16 protein-coding genes and 1 riboswitch are annotated in these 17595 nt (G+C 71.1%); of the genes, 9 read left to right on the top strand and 7 right to left on the bottom strand.

Annotated elements, in window-relative coordinates; genetic code table 11:
• Nucleotides 1-206: 206 nt before the first annotated feature.
• Both cdgB and OG332_RS19675 read left to right on the top strand, forming a co-directional pair.
• Nucleotides 207-1946: a diguanylate cyclase CdgB gene (gene cdgB, locus OG332_RS19680; RefSeq protein WP_327414722.1), complete on the top strand. Its 1740-nt coding sequence runs from the start codon at nt 207-209 to the stop codon at nt 1944-1946.
• A gap of 68 nt (nt 1947-2014) precedes the next feature.
• On the top strand, nt 2015-3043 hold the full coding sequence (locus tag OG332_RS19675; RefSeq protein WP_327414721.1) for a CBM35 domain-containing protein: 1029 nt from the start codon (nt 2015-2017) through the stop codon (nt 3041-3043).
• A gap of 105 nt (nt 3044-3148) precedes the next feature.
• Here the strand turns inward: OG332_RS19675 and OG332_RS19670 are convergent, their stop codons facing one another.
• The 4 genes from OG332_RS19670 to OG332_RS19655 all read right to left on the bottom strand — a co-directional run bounded on the left by OG332_RS19670 (nt 3149) and on the right by OG332_RS19655 (nt 6855).
• Nucleotides 3149-3613 carry a hypothetical protein gene (locus tag OG332_RS19670; RefSeq protein ID WP_327414720.1) on the bottom strand — a complete coding sequence of 155 codons (465 nt, stop codon included), beginning with the start codon at nt 3611-3613 and terminating at the stop codon, nt 3149-3151.
• Nucleotides 3614-3733: 120 nt separating this feature from the next.
• Nucleotides 3734-4660: a 1-phosphofructokinase family hexose kinase gene (locus tag OG332_RS19665; protein WP_327414719.1), complete on the bottom strand. Its 927-nt coding sequence runs from the start codon at nt 4658-4660 to the stop codon at nt 3734-3736.
• A 99-nt stretch (nt 4661-4759) separates the two neighbouring features.
• Nucleotides 4760-5923 carry an N-acetylglucosamine-6-phosphate deacetylase gene (gene nagA / locus OG332_RS19660; protein WP_327414718.1) on the bottom strand — a complete coding sequence of 388 codons (1164 nt, stop codon included), beginning with the start codon at nt 5921-5923 and terminating at the stop codon, nt 4760-4762.
• The gene (locus OG332_RS19655; RefSeq protein WP_327419304.1) at nt 5923-6855 is read right to left on the bottom strand and encodes an ROK family protein; all 933 of its coding nucleotides are present in this window, start codon (nt 6853-6855) and stop codon (nt 5923-5925) included. The genes nagA and OG332_RS19655 overlap by 1 nt, the downstream gene beginning before the upstream one ends.
• 176 nt (nt 6856-7031) lie before the next feature.
• On the opposite strand from OG332_RS19655, the gene OG332_RS19650 reads away from it, so the two are divergent.
• From OG332_RS19650 to otsB, 3 genes are all read left to right on the top strand, one after another.
• Complete coding sequence (locus tag OG332_RS19650) at nt 7032-8330, top strand: extracellular solute-binding protein (protein WP_327414717.1); 1299 nt, start codon at nt 7032-7034, stop codon at nt 8328-8330.
• 83 nt (nt 8331-8413) lie between these two features.
• Nucleotides 8414-8668: a DUF3263 domain-containing protein gene (locus OG332_RS19645; RefSeq protein ID WP_327414716.1), complete on the top strand. Its 255-nt coding sequence runs from the start codon at nt 8414-8416 to the stop codon at nt 8666-8668.
• A 33-nt stretch (nt 8669-8701) separates the two neighbouring features.
• The gene (gene otsB, locus OG332_RS19640) at nt 8702-9550 is read left to right on the top strand and encodes a trehalose-phosphatase (RefSeq protein WP_327414715.1); all 849 of its coding nucleotides are present in this window, start codon (nt 8702-8704) and stop codon (nt 9548-9550) included.
• A gap of 278 nt (nt 9551-9828) precedes the next feature.
• Here the strand turns inward: otsB and OG332_RS19635 are convergent, their stop codons facing one another.
• Together OG332_RS19635 and OG332_RS19630 are read right to left on the bottom strand one after the other, a co-directional pair.
• On the bottom strand, nt 9829-11292 hold the full coding sequence (locus tag OG332_RS19635) for an alpha,alpha-trehalose-phosphate synthase (UDP-forming) (RefSeq protein WP_327414714.1): 1464 nt from the start codon (nt 11290-11292) through the stop codon (nt 9829-9831).
• 49 nt (nt 11293-11341) lie between these two features.
• Nucleotides 11342-12292 (bottom strand): glucosyl-3-phosphoglycerate synthase, encoded by a 951-nt coding sequence (locus OG332_RS19630; RefSeq protein ID WP_327419303.1) that lies wholly within the window; start codon nt 12290-12292, stop codon nt 11342-11344.
• Between the two features lie 184 nt (nt 12293-12476).
• A riboswitch (SAM riboswitch) is annotated at nt 12477-12633 on the top strand.
• 17 nt (nt 12634-12650) lie between these two features.
• On the opposite strand from OG332_RS19630, the gene thrC reads away from it, so the two are divergent.
• The 4 genes from thrC to groL all read left to right on the top strand — a co-directional run bounded on the left by thrC (nt 12651) and on the right by groL (nt 16880).
• Nucleotides 12651-13925: a threonine synthase gene (thrC, locus tag OG332_RS19625; RefSeq protein ID WP_327414713.1), complete on the top strand. Its 1275-nt coding sequence runs from the start codon at nt 12651-12653 to the stop codon at nt 13923-13925.
• A gap of 37 nt (nt 13926-13962) precedes the next feature.
• On the top strand, nt 13963-14241 hold the full coding sequence (locus OG332_RS19620; RefSeq protein ID WP_030718872.1) for a MoaD/ThiS family protein: 279 nt from the start codon (nt 13963-13965) through the stop codon (nt 14239-14241).
• A 414-nt stretch (nt 14242-14655) separates the two neighbouring features.
• Nucleotides 14656-14862, top strand: a complete 207-nt coding sequence (locus tag OG332_RS19615; RefSeq protein ID WP_030009783.1) for a cold-shock protein — start codon at nt 14656-14658, stop codon at nt 14860-14862.
• Nucleotides 14863-15257: 395 nt separating this feature from the next.
• Complete coding sequence (groL, locus tag OG332_RS19610; protein ID WP_327414712.1) at nt 15258-16880, top strand: chaperonin GroEL; 1623 nt, start codon at nt 15258-15260, stop codon at nt 16878-16880.
• A 97-nt stretch (nt 16881-16977) separates the two neighbouring features.
• Here groL and OG332_RS19605 read toward each other — a convergent pair whose 3' ends face one another.
• On the bottom strand, nt 16978-17550 hold the full coding sequence (locus tag OG332_RS19605; protein WP_327419302.1) for a Uma2 family endonuclease: 573 nt from the start codon (nt 17548-17550) through the stop codon (nt 16978-16980).
• Nucleotides 17551-17595 lie beyond the last annotated feature (45 nt).

The raw sequence follows: 17595 nt of genomic DNA, 5'->3' as shown, positions 1-17595 counted from the left end.
CTCGGGAATGCGGGGGAGCGCTCCCAGTCGCCAAGAGCCTCACCACGCACCGTTATTCATCTCATGTGACTTGAGTCACAGAGGGCAAGATTTGTTGACCCTGTGTACCTGCCGCACAGCTCACTGTGATTCAGTGGACGGGACACCGCAACGAACCGCCGATGACAAACCTGGAGTTGCTGTCGAGGTCTCGGGGAGAGCGAGCAATGGAGACCGAGTCGGAGCCGTACGTCCGTCTTGCGCCCCTGCGGCAGCTGCACCGGGTGGTGGCCGATCTCAATACGGCCAGGAGCCTGGCGGACACTCTGCAGACCGTCGTGGACGGCATCGTCGTGGGCCTCGGCTACGAACTCGCCTGTGTCAACCTCGTACGCCCGGACGGTGATCTGGTCGTCGCCGCCTTCGCCGGAGACCCCGCCGCAGAGGCCCTCATCACCGGCCGCGTCGGCTCCCGCTCCTCCTGGGAACGCCGCCTGACGATGGGTGAGAACTGGGACGGGCTCCGGTTCATCCCGCACACCGAGGGCTGGATCCTCATGGAGGACGACGTCCCCCAGTGGCACACGGACGGCCCCGATCCGCGCTTCGAGGACGAGTGGCATCCCGAGGACCGGCTCTACGCCCCCATGTACGCGTCCGGCGGGGAACTCCTGGGTGTCATTTCGGTGGACAGACCGCGCAACGGGCGCAGGCCCGGCGCCTGGGGCCGCGAAGCGCTCCAGATGTACGCCTTCCAAGCCGCGATTGCGATCAGCAATGCGCGGCTGCGCGCGAACATGCAGCGGGCCCTGGTCCGGCTGGAGCGTGAACAGCAGGCACTGCGCGCCAGCGAGGAGTCCTTCCGGCAGGCCTTCGAGTACGCGCCCAGCGGGATGGCCATCGCCGAGATGGGCGGGGACCAGCACGGCCGGCTGCTGCGGACCAATGACGCACTGTGCCGGCTGCTCGGCCGGCCGGCCTCCGTACTGCGCCGCTACTCCTTCTCCGACCTGGTCCACCCCGAGGACATCGGCACCCTGTTGCGCACCTCCGCCGAGGGCGGCCGCGCCGAGCTGCGCCTGGGCCGGCGCGACGGCACGTATGTATGGGTCTCGCTGCGCAACTCCGTCGTCGCCGACGCCGCCGACGGGCCCCGGTTCCTCCTCACGCACGTCGAGGACATCGAGGAGCGCAAGCGGCACGAGCTCCAGCTCGCCCACCGGGCCAGCCACGACTCGCTGACCGGCCTGCCCAACAGCGCCGAGCTGAGATCCCGGCTCGGCGCGCGGCTGTGCCGCAGGCCACAGTCCGTGCGCGCCACCGCGGTCGAGGCCCTGGACGCGGCCTTCGAGGGGCGCGACGGACACGACGGGCGCCCGGTGCACGACGGCTACGAGGTGCGTGCGGAGGCGGGTGGTGCCGGTGAGCACGGCTTTCAGGCCGACGGACCCGACCGGTACACGGGGTCCGATCCCTTCGAGTTCCCCAGGGCGCCGGCCGCGGCGCCGGACGGCCCCTACGACCACCACGTGCACACGGTGGCGCCCGCGACCGACATCGACGACGGTACGAAGGGGCTCGCGGTGCTCTTCTGCGACCTCGACGGCTTCAAGTCGATCAACGACCGGTTCGGGCACCACACGGGCGACGCGGTCCTGATCGAGGTCGCCCGGCGGCTGACGACGGGCGTCAGGGACGGTGACACCGTCGCTCGGCTGGGTGGTGACGAATTCGTCGTCCTCGCCGACGGCCTGGGTGCGGCGGACGCCGCCGATCTCGCCGTCCGGCTGCGCAACGCGATCATCCCGCCGATCCGGGTCGACGGCCGTGCGGTCCGTGTCGGAGCCAGTTTCGGCATCGGCTGGGCGAGCTGCGGGATGTCGGCGGACGAGGTGCTGCGCTCCGCCGACCAGCGGATGTACATCGAGAAGAGGTCCCGCTCCAAGGCGCACCGCCGGGCCGGCTGAGGCGATCGGACGCCCGTGGGCGCACCTGTTCGGGGTAGGCTCCCGGGGGTCGAAAGGAGTGACCTGCGATGACGACGCCCGCGAACAACGGCCCGCACGGTGGGGCGAACAAGCCCGAGGACGACGATCCGTTCGGCTACCTCTACGAGGATGGCCAGGCGGCCGGAGCCACCCCGCCCACGTCGGGCGGTGGATACGGCTACCCGGGGACGTCGGCCGGCGGTCACTCCGGAGCCCAGCCAGGCGTCCCCCGTACCTCGCACCACCAGGTGCGGACCGTCGGCGAGCGCCGCAACGGCGGCCAGCGCGGCCAGGTCCCCGCGCAGCAGCCGGCCTACCAGGCCCAGTACCAGGCCCCGGAGGCGCTCCAGGCGGGCGGCTACGGCGTTCCGCAGCAGCCGCAGGCCCCGCAGCACCAGGCCCAGGCGATGGCGCACTCCGGCGGCCACGGGGGCGGCCACGGCGGTGGCGGCGGCTCCAGCCGTCGCGGTCTGCTGATCGCCGCCGTCGCGGTGGTCGCCGTGGTCGTGATCGGCATCGTCGCGGCGCTGCAGTTCGGTGACAAGGACAAGGGCAAGAAGGGCCAGGACGAGGCGGACGGCGGCCAGCAGTCGGCGGCCCCGCAGAACTCCTCGTCCGTGCCCCCGAGCGGCTCTCCGGCGCCGTCCCAGGCCCCACTGCCCAAGGGTGAGGCGGCCGGCGCCGGCATGTCCATCACGGGCGGCGCGGCCCTGGAAACCGCGATCCCGGGGGCGAAGAGCTCGGGCGGCCAGTACGTCGGCGGGTTCAACCGACCCGGCGCGGCCGTGACCTGGACCCTGGACGTACCCAAGGCCGGGAAGTACAGGTTCTACGTGCGGTTCGGCATCCCGGGTGAGGACGCCAACGGCACCCTGACCGTCAACGGCAAGCCGAACGAGGCCCCGATCAGCATGCGCAACTTCGCCAAGTCGCCCAAGGGCGACTGGGAGAAGGGCTGGCAGACGACCTGGGGCCAGGTGAACCTCGACAAGGGCACCAACACGATCAAGCTGTCGTGCGAGGCCGGCAACAGCTGCAACGTCAACATCGACCAGCTGTGGCTCGAGAACTTCTGATCCCCTGGGGTTTCGCCTGGGCCGACGCCCTCCACCGACGCCCAACGCCGGGTCCGGCTCCAGCGCACGCGCGGCAGAGCCGGACCCGGCGTTCGCGTCGGACTTCTAGCCGCAGTGGACCCAGCCGCTGCCGCCGTGGTGCTCCTTCTCCAGGTAGCTGGAGTTCTCCGTCAGCCAGATGCCCGTGAGCTGGCCGTAGACCTGGACGCACCGGCCCGGCGCCTTGAGGTAGACCGGGCCCGCGAACCGGGTGTAGGCGCGCTGCCCGTCGGCGACGCTGTTGCCGGCGGAGTCCTTCAGCGAAACGCCCATGCCGTCGGTGACCTTGAACCTGGAGTCGCGGCGCAGGATCGCGCAGTTCGTGCCGGTGGAGCTGTTGTAGTACAGGAAGACGACGCCGGCTCCGGAGGCGCCCATGTTGTCGCCGAGCGGGAAGGCGTCCTGCTGGCGGTACCCGGCGCCGCAAGAGCCGCTGTTGATCGTCTGGGCCTGAGCGGGGACCGCGGCCAGTGTGGAGACGGCCACCACTCCGGTGGTGACGGCGAGCAGGTTGCGGAAGAATCGGTTCACTTGCACAGCCTCGTTGCTTTGAAGATCATTTGAGCTTGTTGATCCTGGATGGCCCCCATCCAGGGCCCCGCATCCGACGGCTCGTCAACGGCGTGAGCTTCACCGCACATTGACGGTCATTCAGCTTCCGCTCGCGACGCTGGCGCAGACGGCGTTCCGCAGCTCCTCGTAGACGCCGGGGTCGAACTCCCCCGCCGTCGGGGCCGCGACCGTGGCCGCGGACAGGGCGACCGCGCGGGCGAGGCGGTCCGGCCAGTCCGCCCCCTCCACCAGGCCCGACAGCAGGCCGGCGACGGCGGAGTCGCCGGCTCCGGTGGGGTTGCCGGACAGGGCGCGCGGCGGGGCCGCCTGCCAGGTGCCCTCGGCGGTGGCGGCCAGCAGGCCGTCCGGGCCCAGCGAGGTGACCACGGCGTGCGCGCCCCGGCGGCGGGCGTCGCGGGTGGCGGGCAGCGGGTCGCGGGATCCGGTGAGCTCGGCCAGCTCGGCGGCGTTCGGCTTGATGATCTCGGGCCGGGCGGCGACCCCGCGGCGCAGGGCCTCGCCGCTGGTGTCCAGGAGGACGGGGACGCCGGCCGCGCGGGCCGCCCGTACGAGGAGCGCGTACGCGCCGACGGGCACGCCCGGCGGGAGGCTGCCGCACAGGGCCACGGCGCGGGCGCCGCGGACCAGCTCCCCGTACTGCGCGAGGAAGCGGGACCACTCTGCGGGTGTGATCAGCGGGCCCGGCTCGTTGAACTGGGTGGTGTCGCCGGAGGACTCGTCGACCACGGCCAGGGTGCGGCGGCTGCCGTCCGCGCAGGGCACCAGGGCGTCCACCACCCGTGGGGACCGCGCGAGCAGTTCGCGTACGACGGAGCCGACCGGGCCGCCCGCGAAGCCCGTCGCCGTCACCTCGTGGCCGAGCGCGGCCAGGACGCGGGCGACGTTGATCCCCTTGCCGCCGGGGCGCTCGGTGGCGGCGGCGACACGGTGCGAGGCGTGCGGGAGCAGCCTCGGCACGCGGTACGTGACGTCGAGTGCGGTGTTGAGCGTCACGGTCAGGATCATGGGCACCCCCGGGTCTGTTGCTGCCGGGATCATGCCAAACCCGAGGCGGTCGGCCCAGCCCTCGGGCCCACCGCCTTCGCACGTACAGCCGCTTGGCCGTCAGACCGCCGCCGCGGAGCGGGGGCTGACGACCCATTCGCCGCGCCGCATGACGCCCTGGACGTCGAAGGCGGCGTCCAGGACGACGAGGTCCGCGTACTTGCCGGGTTCGAGCGAGCCGATCTCGTCGTACAGGCCGAGGAGCTTGGCCGGATTGGCCGAGATCGCCTGGACCACGGACTCCACCGGCAGCTTGTCGAGGGTCACCGAGCGCTTGAAGGCGGTGTCCTGGGTCAGCGTGGAGCCTGCGATGGAACCGCCCTCCACGAGCCGGGCCACACCCTCCTTGACCTCGACCTCCAGCGGGCCGAGGTGGTAGGTCCCGTCGCCGAAGCCGGCGGCGTCCATCGCGTCGGTGATCAGCGCCACGCGGTGCGCTCCCGCGTGGTGGAAGGCCAGTTCCAGGGCGGCCGGGTGCAGGTGGGTGCCGTCGTTGATCAGCTCGACCGTGATCCGCTCGTCCTCCAGCAGCGCGGCGATCGGGCCGGGTTCGCGGTGCGCGAGGGGCGGCATCGCGTTGAAGAGGTGGGTGGCCACGGTCACGCCCGCGTCGATGGCGGCGCGCGTCTGCTCGTAGGTGGCGTCCGTGTGCCCGATCGCGGCGATCACCCCGTGCTCGGCCAGCAGTCGTACGGACTCCAGACCGCCCGGGAGTTCGGTGGCGAGGGTGAACATGCGGGCGGTGCCGTGCGCGGCGTCGATCAGCTTGCGGACCTCGGCCGGGTCGGGGTCGCGGAGCAGGTCCTCCTTGTGCGCGCCCTTGCGGCAGGGGTTGATGAACGGCCCCTCGAAGTGGATGCCGGCGAGCTCGCCCTGCTGGGTGAGCTCGGCGAGCAGCCCGGCGCGCCGGGCCAGTTCGTCCAGGTCGCCGGTGACGGTGGAGGCGACCAGGGTGGTGGTGCCGTGCTCGCGGTGGGTGCGGACGCCCCGGAGGACGTCCTCGGCGGTGCCGGAGGTGAAGGAGGCGCCGCCGCCGCCGTGGTTGTGCATGTCCACGAAGCCGGGGACGATCCAGTGCCCGGACAGGTCCACGGTCCGCGAGCCCTCGTGGGCGCTGCCGGCGATGCGGTCGCCGTCGACGATGACCCGGCCGCCCGCCACGGTTCCGGTGGGCAGCACCACCCTGGCGCCGGAGAGAACAGTGCTGTGTGCGCTTCCGGACATCAGGCAGGTACCTCCGTGGCGAGTAGGTCCCAGGCGAGCAGCCCTGCGCCCAGGCAGCCGGCGGTGTCCCCGAGGGCCGCCGGCACGATGTGGGGGAGCCGCTGGAACGTCACGCGCTCCTCCATGGCCGTCCGTAGTGGTGTGAACAGGGTTTCCCCCGCCTCGGCCAGCCCGCCACCGATGATCAGCGTGCGCGGGTCCAGCAGGGTGATCGCGGTGACCAGCCCGTCGGCGAGGGCGCCGACGGCGGCCAGCCAGACCTCCCGGGCGCGCGCGTCGCCGGATTCGACGGCCTCGGCGCAGTCCGCGGCGTCGGCCCCGGGGTCGCCGGAGGCGGCCGCCCAGGCGCGGCTGACCGCGGCGGCGGAGGCGAGGGTCTCCAGACAGCCGTACTGGCCGCAGCCGCAGGCGGGGCCGCCCGGGCGCACCACGATGTGCCCGATCTCGCCCGCGTAGCCGTGGGCGCCGGCCTCGATGCGGCCGGCGATGCCGATGGCGCCGGCGATGCCGGTGCCGAGGGGGACGAAGAGGAAGCGGTCGGCGCCGCGGCCGGCGCCGATGCGGCCCTCCGCGAGTCCGCCCGTGCGCACGTCGTGGCCGAGGGCCACCGGGATGCCGCCGAGGCGTCTGCTGAGCAGGGCGCGCATCGGCACGTCGCGCCAGCCCAGGTTCGCCGCGTAGACGGCGATCCCGTCGTCGGCGTCGACGATGCCGGGGACGGCGACTCCGGCGGCGGAGGCGGTCCGTCCGAAGCGTTCCCGGCCGGTGTCGAGCAGCTCGGCGGCGAAGTCCTGGATCGTCTCGACGACGGCGTCGGGGCCCCGCTCGCGGCCGGTGGCCCGGCGCGCTTCGTGGAGCAGGGTGCCGTCGTCGGCGACGAGGGCGGCCTTCATCCCGGTGCCGCCCACATCGAGGGCGATGACGTGTTTCACGGGTTTCACAGGGACAGTCTCGCGTGCTCGGCGGGGAAAGGTCTAGTCCATTGAGGGGGATTGTTGAGTGGCCATACAAATCCGGGGCCCCGGTCGGGATCCGGATGTGGACGAGCCGCCAAAGTGGTGTAGACCTTACGTGGATCGTACGTACAACAAGGGGTGGATCGAGAACTGTGAAGGGCCGTTACCTGAGCCTGGCCGCGTCCGGCGCCGTGCTGTGCCTGACTGCCGTGACGCTGACGGGCTGCGGAGCCCTCGGCGGACTCACCGGAGACAACGAGGTGACCCTGCGGGTCGTGGCGGCCGACTACGGGGACAATCCGCAGAACTCCTCGGCCGGGTACTGGAAGGGCCTCGCCGACGGCTTCGAGAAGGACCACCCGGGCGTCAAGGTCGAGGTCTCCGTCTACTCGTGGTCCGAGGTCGACGCCGAGGTCGCCGACATGGTCAAGGCCGGCAAGGCCCCCGACATCGCCCAGATCGGCGCCTACGCCGACTACGCGGCCGCCGGCAAGCTGTACTCCGCGTCGGAGCTGCTCTCCGTGAAGACCGAGGCCGACTTCCTCGGACCGCTCGCGGACGCGGGCAAGGTCAAGCAGGTCCAGTACGGGCTGCCCTTCGTGTCGAGCACCCGGCTGCTCTTCTACAACGAGAAGCTGCTGGCCGACGCGGGCGTGATCGGCAAGGACGCCAAGGGCTGGCAGCCGAAGAGCTGGGCGGACCTGGAGGCGGCGGCCAAGAAGCTCAAGGGCGCGGGCGTGCCCACCCCCTTCGCGCTGCCGCTGGGCCGCGAGGAGGCGCAGGCCGAGACGATGATGTGGATGCTCTCGGGCGGCGGCGGCTACACCGACAACGAAGAGCAGTACTCCATCGACTCCGCCGACAACGTCAAGGCGCTGGAGTTCCTGCGGGACAAGATGGTCGGCCAGGGGCTGACCGGCCCCGTCGAGCCGGGGAAGCTGGACCGGCAGGCCGCCTTCGACGCCTTCACCAAGGGCGAGGTCGGCATGCTCAACGGACACCCGTCGCTGATGAAGCAGGCCGAGGCCAAGGGCGTGAAGTTCGGCATGGTGCCGCTGCCGACCGCCACCGGGTCCGCGGAGCCGGCCATGGGCGTCGCGGACTGGGTCATGGCCTTCAAGAACGGCCACCGCGAGCAGTCCGGGAAGTTCCTGGACTTCATGTACCAGCCGAAGAACGTGGCGGCCTTCACGGACCAGTACGACCTGCTGCCGCCCACCACCAGCGGCTACCAGGCCAAGCAGGCCGCCACGAGCGGCCAGGCGGCCAAGCTGAAGCCCTTCCTGACGGCGCTGCCGGGCTCGCGGCTGTACCCGGTCGGCAAGAAGTCCTGGGCGGGCGTCAGCGAGGACATCAAGCAGAACATCGGCAAGACCGTCGAGCAGGGCGGACAGCCGGCGAAGGTCCTGGAGGACATCGCCACGGCGGCGCGGGCGTCGGACCCGAGGTAGCGCCGGTCGGGTACGGCGGGGCCGCTGTCGGCGGGCCCGATGTCGGCGCGGCCGCTGTCGGCGGGCGGCGTTAATCTGGCGGTATGACGGACGACGGGCAGCTGACGGCCACGGAGGCCGCGGTGCTCGCGTACGAGGGACGCACCTGGCCCGGGCCCGGAGCCAAGGAACGGGCCATACGGGAAGGACTGGGGATGACCCCCGTCCGCTACTACCAGCTGCTCAACGCGCTGATGGACGACCCGCGGGCGCTGGCCCACGCACCGGGCACGGTCAACCGGCTGCGGCGGATCCGCGAGGCCCAGCGGGCCCGGCGACAGCCCCCTCCCGTGCCATAGCCGTCGCAGGGCCGGGCCGTTAGGGTCGTGCGTATGGGGAGCCATCCGCACGACCTGCCGATGCCCGTCACCGCAGCCGGACGCGAGGGACTCGAAGCCCTGCTCCGCGCACCCCGCCGGTCCGTGGTCGCCCTGGACTTCGACGGCACCCTCGCCGAGATCGTCCCGGACCCGGACCAGGCCAGAGCCCACCCGGGAGCCGTCCCGGCCCTCTCCGCGCTCGCCCCCGAGGTCGCCTCGGTCGCCGTGATCACCGGCCGGCCGGCGGGCGTCGCCGTCCGCTACGGGGGCTTCGCCGGGGTCCCCGGACTGGAACACCTCGTCGTCCTCGGCCACTACGGCGCGGAGCGCTGGGACGCGGTCACCGGGATCGTGCACGCCCCGGCCGAGCACCCCGGGGTGGCGGCGGTACGGGCCGAGCTGCCGGGGTTCCTCGACTCGATCGGGGCCTGGCGGGGCACCTGGATCGAGGAGAAGGGCCGGGCGCTGGCCGTGCACACCCGCCGGGCCGCGGACCCCGCGGCGGCCTTCGCGGCCCTGCGCGAGCCCCTGACGGAGCTGGCGGCGCGGCACGGGCTGATGGTGGAGCCGGGCCGGGCGGTCCTGGAGCTCCGCCCCCCGGGCATGGACAAGGGCGTCGCCCTGACGGAGTTCCTGGCGGAGCGGGACGCGGAGGCGGTGCTGTACGCGGGCGACGACCTGGGTGACCTGGCGGCGTACTCGGCCGTCGAAAAACGCCGGGCCGACGGCTTGCCGGGCCTCCTGGTCTGCAGCGGCTCGGCCGAGGTCCCCGAGCTCGCCGCGCGGGCCGACGTGGTCCTGGCCGGACCGGGCGAGGTGGTCGCCTTCCTGGCGGCCTTGGCCAAGGCCGTGCGAGCCTGAAGAGACCGGGACTCCGCCCCGCACGCGGCCTGCACGTTCGCTGCCGGGCGCGGCGCCGGTCCGGGGGCCGGCCCCCGGACCCTCCCCCAGACTCCGTCTTACCGGGGCTCCGCCCCGGACCCCGGACCCCGGACCCCGGACCTCCAGACGCCGGACGGGCTGAAAGATCGCCTCAAACGCCGGCGGGGCTGGATTCGGCCGGCGTCAGCCTGCGACTTCCGCCCGCGAGGGCGGGTTGGCCGCGGAGCGGCTGGGATCGTGCGGCGGGGCGGAAGGGGTCAGGCCAGCAGGTCGGTCAGTTGGGCTGCGAGCCACTGGGCCGGGGGGAGGGCCGTGGCGGCGGCGGCCAGGCGCTCCGTGCGTTCCGCACGCTCGGCGGCCGGCATGGCCAGCGCCGCGTGCAACGCCTCGGCCGTCGCCGACACGTCGTACGGGTTCACCGTCAGCGCGTCCTGGCGGAGCTCCGCGTACGCCCCCGCCCCGGTGGACAGCACCAGCACGCACCCCGCCTCCGACACCACCGGGATCTCCTTCGCCACCAGGTTCATCCCGTCCCGCACCGGGTTCACCAGCGCCACGTCCGCCATCCGGTACACCGCCAGCGACCGCGCGAAGTCGTCCTGCACCGACACCAGCACCGGCTTCCAGTCCGCCATGCCGAATTCCTCGTTGATCTCCGCGGCCAGCTCCCGCACCGACTCCGTGTACGCCCGGTACACCGCCAGGTCCTGCCGCGACGGGTACGCCGAGGCCAGGTGGACGACCCGGCCCCGCCACTCCGGGTGGACCGTCAGCAGCTCCCGGTAGGCCAGCAGCCCCCGCAGGACGTTCTTCGACAGCTCGGTCCGGTCCACCCGGGCGATCGTCTTCAGGCCGCCGACCTCCGCCCGCAGCTGCGCCAGCTTCTCGTCCACCTCCGGCCGGTGCGCGAGCGCCCGCAGTTCGTCCGCGTCCACCCCGAGGGGGTAGTAGGTCACCTCGGTGAACCGCTGCTTCCCGAGGCCGCACCCGTCCGGGACCGTCCGGCGCTGCCACACCCCGCGCTCCGGGGTCCCGGTCGGGAAGAACGCTTCCGCGATGCCGCGCGCGTCCTCCCTGGTCGCGCCGGTGATGAAGTTGGCCGCCCACTCCCACGTGTGGAAGCCCAGCCGGTCCGCCCCGAGCATCCCCCACACCAGCTGGCTCCGGATGTCGTCCGGCAGCATGGCCATGAACTCCCGCGAGGCCCACGGCGTGTGCGTGAAGTGCCCGATCCGCAGGTCCGGCCGCAGCTCCCGCAACTGCCCCGGGACCAGCGCCAGGTGGTAGTCCTGCACCAGGACGCGGGCCCCTTCGGCCGCCTCCTGGGCGAGGGCGCGCGCGAAGGCCTCGTTGTACGCGACGTACGCGTCCCACCGCCGCCGGAACTCCGCGTCGAAGACCGGTTCGCGGGGGATGTCGTACAGGTGGTGGTGCGTGAACCACAGCACGGAGTTGGCGATGCCGTTGTAGGCGGCGTCGTACACCGTGGGATCGATGTCCAGCATCCGGACGCCCGGCTCGGCCACCCCCCGGCGGACCGCCTCCCGGTCCGCCTCCGACAGCGCCGCGCAGATCCACAGCGCCCCCGGCTGCTCCGCGAGGGCCGCGGAGAGCCCGGAGACGAGACCGCCCCCGCCGCGCCGGGCGCTGAGGCCGCCTTCGGCATCGATCGCGTACGAGAGGGGGCCGCGGTTGGCGGCGACGAGCACCTGAGAAGCCATGCGGCGAACCTAGCCCAGCCCGCACTCGCTCAAACTTTCCAGCCCGACGTCACGCCACGCGGCGCAGCGCGTACTCCTTGACGCCGAGCATCGGCGGCCGCTCCTCGGTGTCCACCGGGTAGGTCCGCGGCACGAAGCCCTCCGGCCCCCGCTCGAACTGCGTCAGCTCCGGCCGTACGTGGTGCCCGCGCGACAGCCGCAGCAGGGCGGTGCGGTAGATCGCCGCGGCCATCCGGCCGAGCGCCTGCCCGTCCTGGTGGCGGTGGACGCGTACGCCCACGTCCACCTGGGCCAGCGCGTCCAGCCCGACCGTGTGCAGGGCGTCGACCAGCAGGCCCAGCTCGACGCCGTACCCGACGGGGAACGGCAGCCGCTCCAGCAGGGAGCGGCGCACGGCGTACTCGCCGCCCAGCGGCTGGACGAAGCCGGCCAGCTGCGGCCAGTGCAGGTTGAGCAGGGGGCGGGCGACGAGTTCCGTGACCCGGCCGCCCTGGCCGGGGGCGTCGCCGAGCGGGCGGTCGTACATGGCCTTGACGAACTGCACGTCCGGTTCGGTCAGCAGCGGTCCCACGATCCCCGAGACGAACGTGGAGGAGAAGTCCCGCAGGTCGGCGTCGACGAAGCAGACGATGTCCCCGCTGGTGGCCTGCAGCGAGCGCCACAGCACCTCGCCCTTGCCGGGCAGCGCCGGGATCCTCGGCAGGATCTCGTCGCGGTGCACCACCCGGGCTCCCGCCTTCGCCGCGACCTCCGCCGTACGGTCGGTCGAGCCCGAGTCGATCACGATCAGCTCATCCACCAGGGGGAACGGCAGTCCCTCGATCAGCTCGCGCCGGATGACCTCGACGATCGCGCCGACCGTCGCCTCCTCGTCCAGCGCGGGCAGCACCACGCTGACCGTGGTCCCGGCCGCCCGTTTCCGGTCGAGCAGCTGGTCGAGCGGTCGGTCGGCGGCTGACCAGGAGCGGTCTGCCAGCCAGCGCTCCACCTCTTCCAGCACCCTCAGCACTCCCTGCTTGTCGGCGTTATCGGCCGTTATGTGATCCATCTCGCGGTTCGGACGGCTGTCTCAACCGCGCGGCCCTTCGGTTACAGTCTTGAACAACGCGAAGGACCACCGCATGCCGGGGGTCCCGCGTACAAACGCACCGGCGCGCCGCAGAGCGCGTGTGCCGGTGCCATACCGCTCATCCAGAGGGGCAGAGGGACACGGCCCGTTGAAGCCCCGGCAACCCTCCAGTCGGTTCTCGCGATCGCTCGTCAGCGACGTCAGCGAGGTCCCCGGCTAGGGAAGGTGCCAATTCCGTCTCATGGCGAAGTGCGCCATGGGGAAGATGAGGAGAAAGGGCCTCGCCATCATGGCTGCACAGACTGTCGCCACCTCTGTCGATCTCGGACCCGCCAACGGTCTTTCCTGTCGCGAGTGCGGTACCCGCTTCGAGCTCGGCCCGATCTTCGCGTGCGCCGAGTGCTTCGGACCGCTGGAAGTCGCCTACGACCTCCCGACCGGCGACCCCGAGGCCCTGCGCGCCGCGATCGAGGCCGGCCCCAACAACATCTGGCGTTACGCGCCGCTGCTGCCCGTCCCCGCGGACGTGGCCTCCAAGCCGAGCCTGAACCCGGGCTTCACCAAGCTCGTGGACGCCGCCAACCTGGCCAAGGAGCTCGGCGTCACCGGCAAGCTCTACGTCAAGGACGACTCCGGCAACCCGACGCACTCCTTCAAGGACCGCGTCGTGGCCATCGCCGTCGAGGCCGCCCGCGCCTTCGGCTTCACCACCCTCTCCTGCTCCTCCACCGGCAACCTGGCCGGCGCCGTCGGCGCCGCGGCCGCCCGGGCCGGCTTCCGCTCCTGCGTGTTCATCCCGCACGACCTGGAGCAGGGCAAGGTCGTCATGGCCGGTGTGTACGGCGGTGACCTGGTCGGCATCGAGGGCAACTACGACGACGTCAACCGCTTCTGCTCCGAGCTCATCGGCGACCCGCTGGGCGAGGGCTGGGGCTTCGTCAACGTCAACCTGCGCCCGTACTACGGAGAGGGCTCCAAGACCCTCGCCTACGAGATCTGCGAGCAGCTCGGCTGGCAGCTGCCCGACCAGCTCGTGATCCCGATCGCGTCCGGCTCGCAGCTGACGAAGATCGACAAGGGTCTGCAGGAGCTGATCAAGCTCGGCCTCGTGGAGGACAAGCCGTACAAGATCTTCGGTGCCCAGGCCGAGGGCTGCTCCCCGGTGTCGACCGCCTTCAAGGCCGGTCACGACGTGGTCCGCCCGCAGAAGCCCAACACCATCGCCAAGTCCCTCGCGATCGGCAACCCGGCGGACGGCCCGTACGTCCTGGACATCGCCCGCCGCACCGGCGGCTTCGTCGAGGACGTGAACGACGAGCAGGTCGTCGAGGCCATCAAGATCCTCGCGCAGACCGAGGGCATCTTCGCCGAGACCGCGGGCGGCGTGACCGTCGGCGTGACGAAGAAGCTCATCGAGAACGGGCAGCTCGACCCGACGCTGACCACCGTCGTCCTCAACACCGGCGACGGCCTCAAGACCCTGGAGGCGGTGGCCGCGGAGAGCGGGCAGACCGCCACCATCCGCCCGAGCCTGGACGCGTTCCGCGCCGCCGGCCTGGCCTGACCATCTCCCCCTGCTCTACCGGAAAGGCAGTAGCGCCATGAGCGTCAACGTCCGCATCCCCACCATCCTGCGCACCTACACCGGCGGTCAGGCCGAGGTGCCCGCCGAGGGCGCGACCCTCGCCGAGGTCATCCAGTCCCTGGAGGCGAGCCACCCGGGCATCGCCGCGCGCGTCCTGGACGACCAGGGCAAGCTGCGCCGTTTCGTGAACGTCTACGTCAACGACGACGACGTGCGCTTTGAGGGCGGGCTGGAGGCGAAGACGCCGGACGGCGCCGGCGTCTCGATCATCCCGGCCGTCGCGGGCGGCTGCTGATCCTGTCGGCCCCTTTGCCACCTGATAGGTGACACGCGCAAACCGAAATTGCCCCCTCCGTTAAAAGCGGAGGGGGCAATTCTGCTTGATTGGGCGGGGTAGAGTTGGGGAAGTCCCCTCCGCCGGACTTGCCCGCTGCATATGAACGGGTCGCGTGAGGGTCGACATCGGGTCAACATGCAAGTGCGGTATGGGGCTTTGGCGAGATATGTCAGGCCCGAGTTGCCCTGGAATATGGCAAATTTTCACTCTATTTCAATGTTTCCCCGTGTCCGGAATTCTCGTCGGATTGACCTGTTGCAGACAGCACTCGCGCAGATACATTCAGCCTCGGTCGACGCGTTCCGACGCAAGTTCTGACCCGGGAACGCGAAGTGCGTTCCCGCGCAAGGGCCAGTAATAGGGGAGTTAGGCATGGCTCAGGGCACCGTCAAGTGGTTCAACGCGGAGAAGGGCTACGGCTTCATCGCGGTCGACGGTGGTGCGGATGTGTTCGTCCACTACAGCGCCATCCAGATGGACGGGTACCGCACCCTTGAAGAGGGTCAGCGGGTCGAGTTCGAGATCTCGCAGGGCCAGAAGGGTCCGCAGGCGGACATGGTCAAGCTCGCGCTCGGCTAGTCCTGGAGCGATCGACCACCGACGCACAGTGTTTCAACGAAGACCTGCACGACCATACGAGGGGCCCACATCCTGGACACGGGATGCGGGCCCCTCGTATGTGCGCCCGCTCCACGCCCGGTACTGGGCGGGCGTTGGCCCGAGCCGCTTGCGCCCGCCCGTCGCCCGACCACCACCCCTCATCGAGGCTTCTTCGAAGCCGCTTGCACTCTCGGGGGTCGAGTGCTAATCATTGGCGTTAGCACTCTCCCGGTGAGAGTGCTACTGAACGAGGACCGGGTCGGTGAGGCCCGCAGGGTCCGGTGGGAAGGAACCGCCGGGCACGCAGGCCGTCCGTCGCGGGCGCGGGCGCGGTCCTGGGAGCAATCCACCGCTGTCCGGGAGGACCACTTCAGATGGCCAAGATCATTGCGTTCGACGAGGAGGCCCGTCGCGGCCTCGAGCGTGGGATGAACCAGCTCGCCGACGCCGTCAAGGTCACCCTTGGCCCCAAGGGTCGCAACGTCGTCCTTGAGAAGAAGTGGGGCGCCCCCACGATCACCAACGATGGTGTCTCCATCGCCAAGGAGATCGAGCTCGAGGACCCGTACGAGAAGATCGGCGCCGAGCTGGTCAAGGAAGTCGCCAAGAAGACGGACGACGTCGCGGGCGACGGTACGACCACCGCCACCGTGCTGGCCCAGGCGCTCGTCCGCGAGGGCCTGCGCAACGTAGCCGCCGGCGCCAACCCGATGGCCCTCAAGCGTGGTATCGAGAAGGCCGTCGAGGCCGTCTCCGCCGCCCTGCTCGCCCAGGCCAAGGATGTCGAGACCAAGGAGCAGATCGCTTCCACGGCCTCCATCTCCGCCGCCGACACCCAGATCGGCGAGCTCATCGCCGAGGCCATGGACAAGGTCGGCAAGGAAGGCGTCATCACCGTTGAGGAGTCGCAGACCTTCGGTCTGGAGCTCGAGCTCACCGAGGGCATGCGCTTCGACAAGGGCTACATCTCGGCGTACTTCGCCACCGACATGGAGCGCATGGAGTCGTCCCTCGACGACCCGTACATCCTGATCGTCAACTCCAAGATCGGCTCGGTCAAGGACCTGCTGCCGCTCCTGGAGAAGGTCATGCAGTCCGGCAAGCCGCTGCTGATCATCGCCGAGGACGTCGAGGGCGAGGCCCTGTCGACCCTGGTCGTCAACAAGATCCGCGGCACCTTCAAGTCCGTCGCCGTCAAGGCCCCGGGCTTCGGCGACCGCCGCAAGGCCATGCTCGGTGACATCGCCATCCTCACGGGCGGCACGGTCATCTCCGAGGAGGTCGGCCTCAAGCTGGAGAACGCCGGTCTCGACCTGCTCGGCCGCGCCCGCAAGGTCGTCATCACCAAGGACGAGACCACCATCGTCGACGGTGCCGGTGACAGCGACCAGGTCGCCGGTCGCGTGAACCAGATCCGCGCCGAGATCGAGAACTCCGACTCGGACTACGACCGCGAGAAGCTCCAGGAGCGCCTCGCGAAGCTGGCCGGCGGCGTGGCCGTCATCAAGGCCGGTGCCGCGACCGAGGTCGAGCTCAAGGAGCGCAAGCACCGCATCGAGGACGCCGTTCGCAACGCGAAGGCGGCCGTCGAGGAGGGCATCGTCGCCGGTGGTGGCGTGGCCCTGCTGCAGGCTTCCGCGGTCTTCGAGAAGCTGGAGCTCGAGGGTGACGAGGCGACCGGCGCCAACGCCGTGAAGCTCGCCCTGGAGGCCCCGCTGAAGCAGATCGCCGTCAACGGTGGTCTCGAGGGTGGCGTCGTCGTCGAGAAGGTGCGCAACCTTCCGATCGGTCACGGCCTGAACGCCGCGACCGGCGAGTACGTCGACATGATCGCCGCGGGAATCATCGACCCGGCGAAGGTCACGCGCTCTGCCCTGCAGAACGCTGCGTCCATCGCGGCCCTCTTCCTCACCACCGAGGCCGTCATCGCCGACAAGCCCGAGAAGGCCGGCGCCGGCGCCCCGGGCGGCATGCCGGGCGGCGACATGGACTTCTGATCGACCCCTGGCTCCGGCCACTGGTTGATCGGCTGTTCTCGAACGAGGGCGGCACCCCCTGTAGGGGGTGCCGCCCTCGGGCGTTTTCCCGGTCTTTCTAGAAGCCCGCGGTGTCGAGCGCGAAGCCGAAGGGCTCGGGGATCTGCAGGGGCTCGCCGAAGGACACCGTCGTGCGGGAGCGGTATCCGTGCGGGGAGGGGTCCCAGAAGCAGGTGATCTCCGAATCCTGCATGTCGACGACCAGGTAGACCGGGACCAGGCGTCCGTACACGTCCAGCTTCTCGTTCCAGTCGGCATCCCTGGTGGAGACGGACGTGAACTCGCCGACGAGCGACAGGGCCGCCCCGTCCGCGTGCCGACCCTCGCCCTCGAAGGCCGATTCGTCGGCCACGAAGAGGTCGGGCCCGTACGCGCGCTCCGCTGCAGAGAACCGGAAGAGGAAGGGCGCGATCTCCGCGATGTGCCCCTCGGGTGCGTGCGCCTGGAGCTGTTCGCGCAGCGCACGCATACGACGCAGAGAGCGCAGCGTGGAAAACGGCGACACGATGATCTTCCCCCGGATGAGCTCGGCCTTGAAGCCGTCTGGCGTGTCCATCTCCTCGACGGTGCGCAGGAGTGTCTCGAACGTCGGCGGTGCCGTCTGTTCTATCGGTGTGGCCCGTTCGATCATGATCGTCACCGTGGTCCTCCGCGTGGCGTGCCGTGCACTGGGCGT

Source organism: Streptomyces sp. NBC_01233 (genome assembly GCF_035989305.1).
Taxonomy (GTDB): Bacteria; Actinomycetota; Actinomycetes; order Streptomycetales; family Streptomycetaceae; genus Streptomyces.
Note: the sequence above shows the minus strand (reverse complement) of the source record. Positions and strands in the feature narration are given on the sequence as shown.

Excerpts from the sequence above, each read along its gene's own strand:
- cdgB (WP_327414722.1), top strand. The coding sequence starts at position 207 with ATGGAGACCGAGTCGGAGCCGTACGTCCGTCTTGCGCCCCTGCGGCAG.
- OG332_RS19675 (WP_327414721.1), top strand. The coding sequence starts at position 2,015 with ATGACGACGCCCGCGAACAACGGCCCGCACGGTGGGGCGAACAAGCCC.
- OG332_RS19665 (WP_327414719.1), bottom strand. The coding sequence starts at position 4,660 with ATGATCCTGACCGTGACGCTCAACACCGCACTCGACGTCACGTACCGC.
- nagA (WP_327414718.1), bottom strand. The coding sequence starts at position 5,923 with ATGTCCGGAAGCGCACACAGCACTGTTCTCTCCGGCGCCAGGGTGGTG.
- OG332_RS19645 (WP_327414716.1), top strand. The coding sequence starts at position 8,414 with ATGACGGACGACGGGCAGCTGACGGCCACGGAGGCCGCGGTGCTCGCG.
- otsB (WP_327414715.1), top strand. The coding sequence starts at position 8,702 with ATGGGGAGCCATCCGCACGACCTGCCGATGCCCGTCACCGCAGCCGGA.
- OG332_RS19635 (WP_327414714.1), bottom strand. The coding sequence starts at position 11,292 with ATGGCTTCTCAGGTGCTCGTCGCCGCCAACCGCGGCCCCCTCTCGTAC.
- thrC (WP_327414713.1), top strand. The coding sequence starts at position 12,651 with ATGGCTGCACAGACTGTCGCCACCTCTGTCGATCTCGGACCCGCCAAC.
- OG332_RS19620 (WP_030718872.1), top strand. The coding sequence starts at position 13,963 with ATGAGCGTCAACGTCCGCATCCCCACCATCCTGCGCACCTACACCGGC.
- OG332_RS19615 (WP_030009783.1), top strand. The coding sequence starts at position 14,656 with ATGGCTCAGGGCACCGTCAAGTGGTTCAACGCGGAGAAGGGCTACGGC.
- groL (WP_327414712.1), top strand. The coding sequence starts at position 15,258 with ATGGCCAAGATCATTGCGTTCGACGAGGAGGCCCGTCGCGGCCTCGAG.
- OG332_RS19605 (WP_327419302.1), bottom strand. The coding sequence starts at position 17,550 with ATGATCGAACGGGCCACACCGATAGAACAGACGGCACCGCCGACGTTC.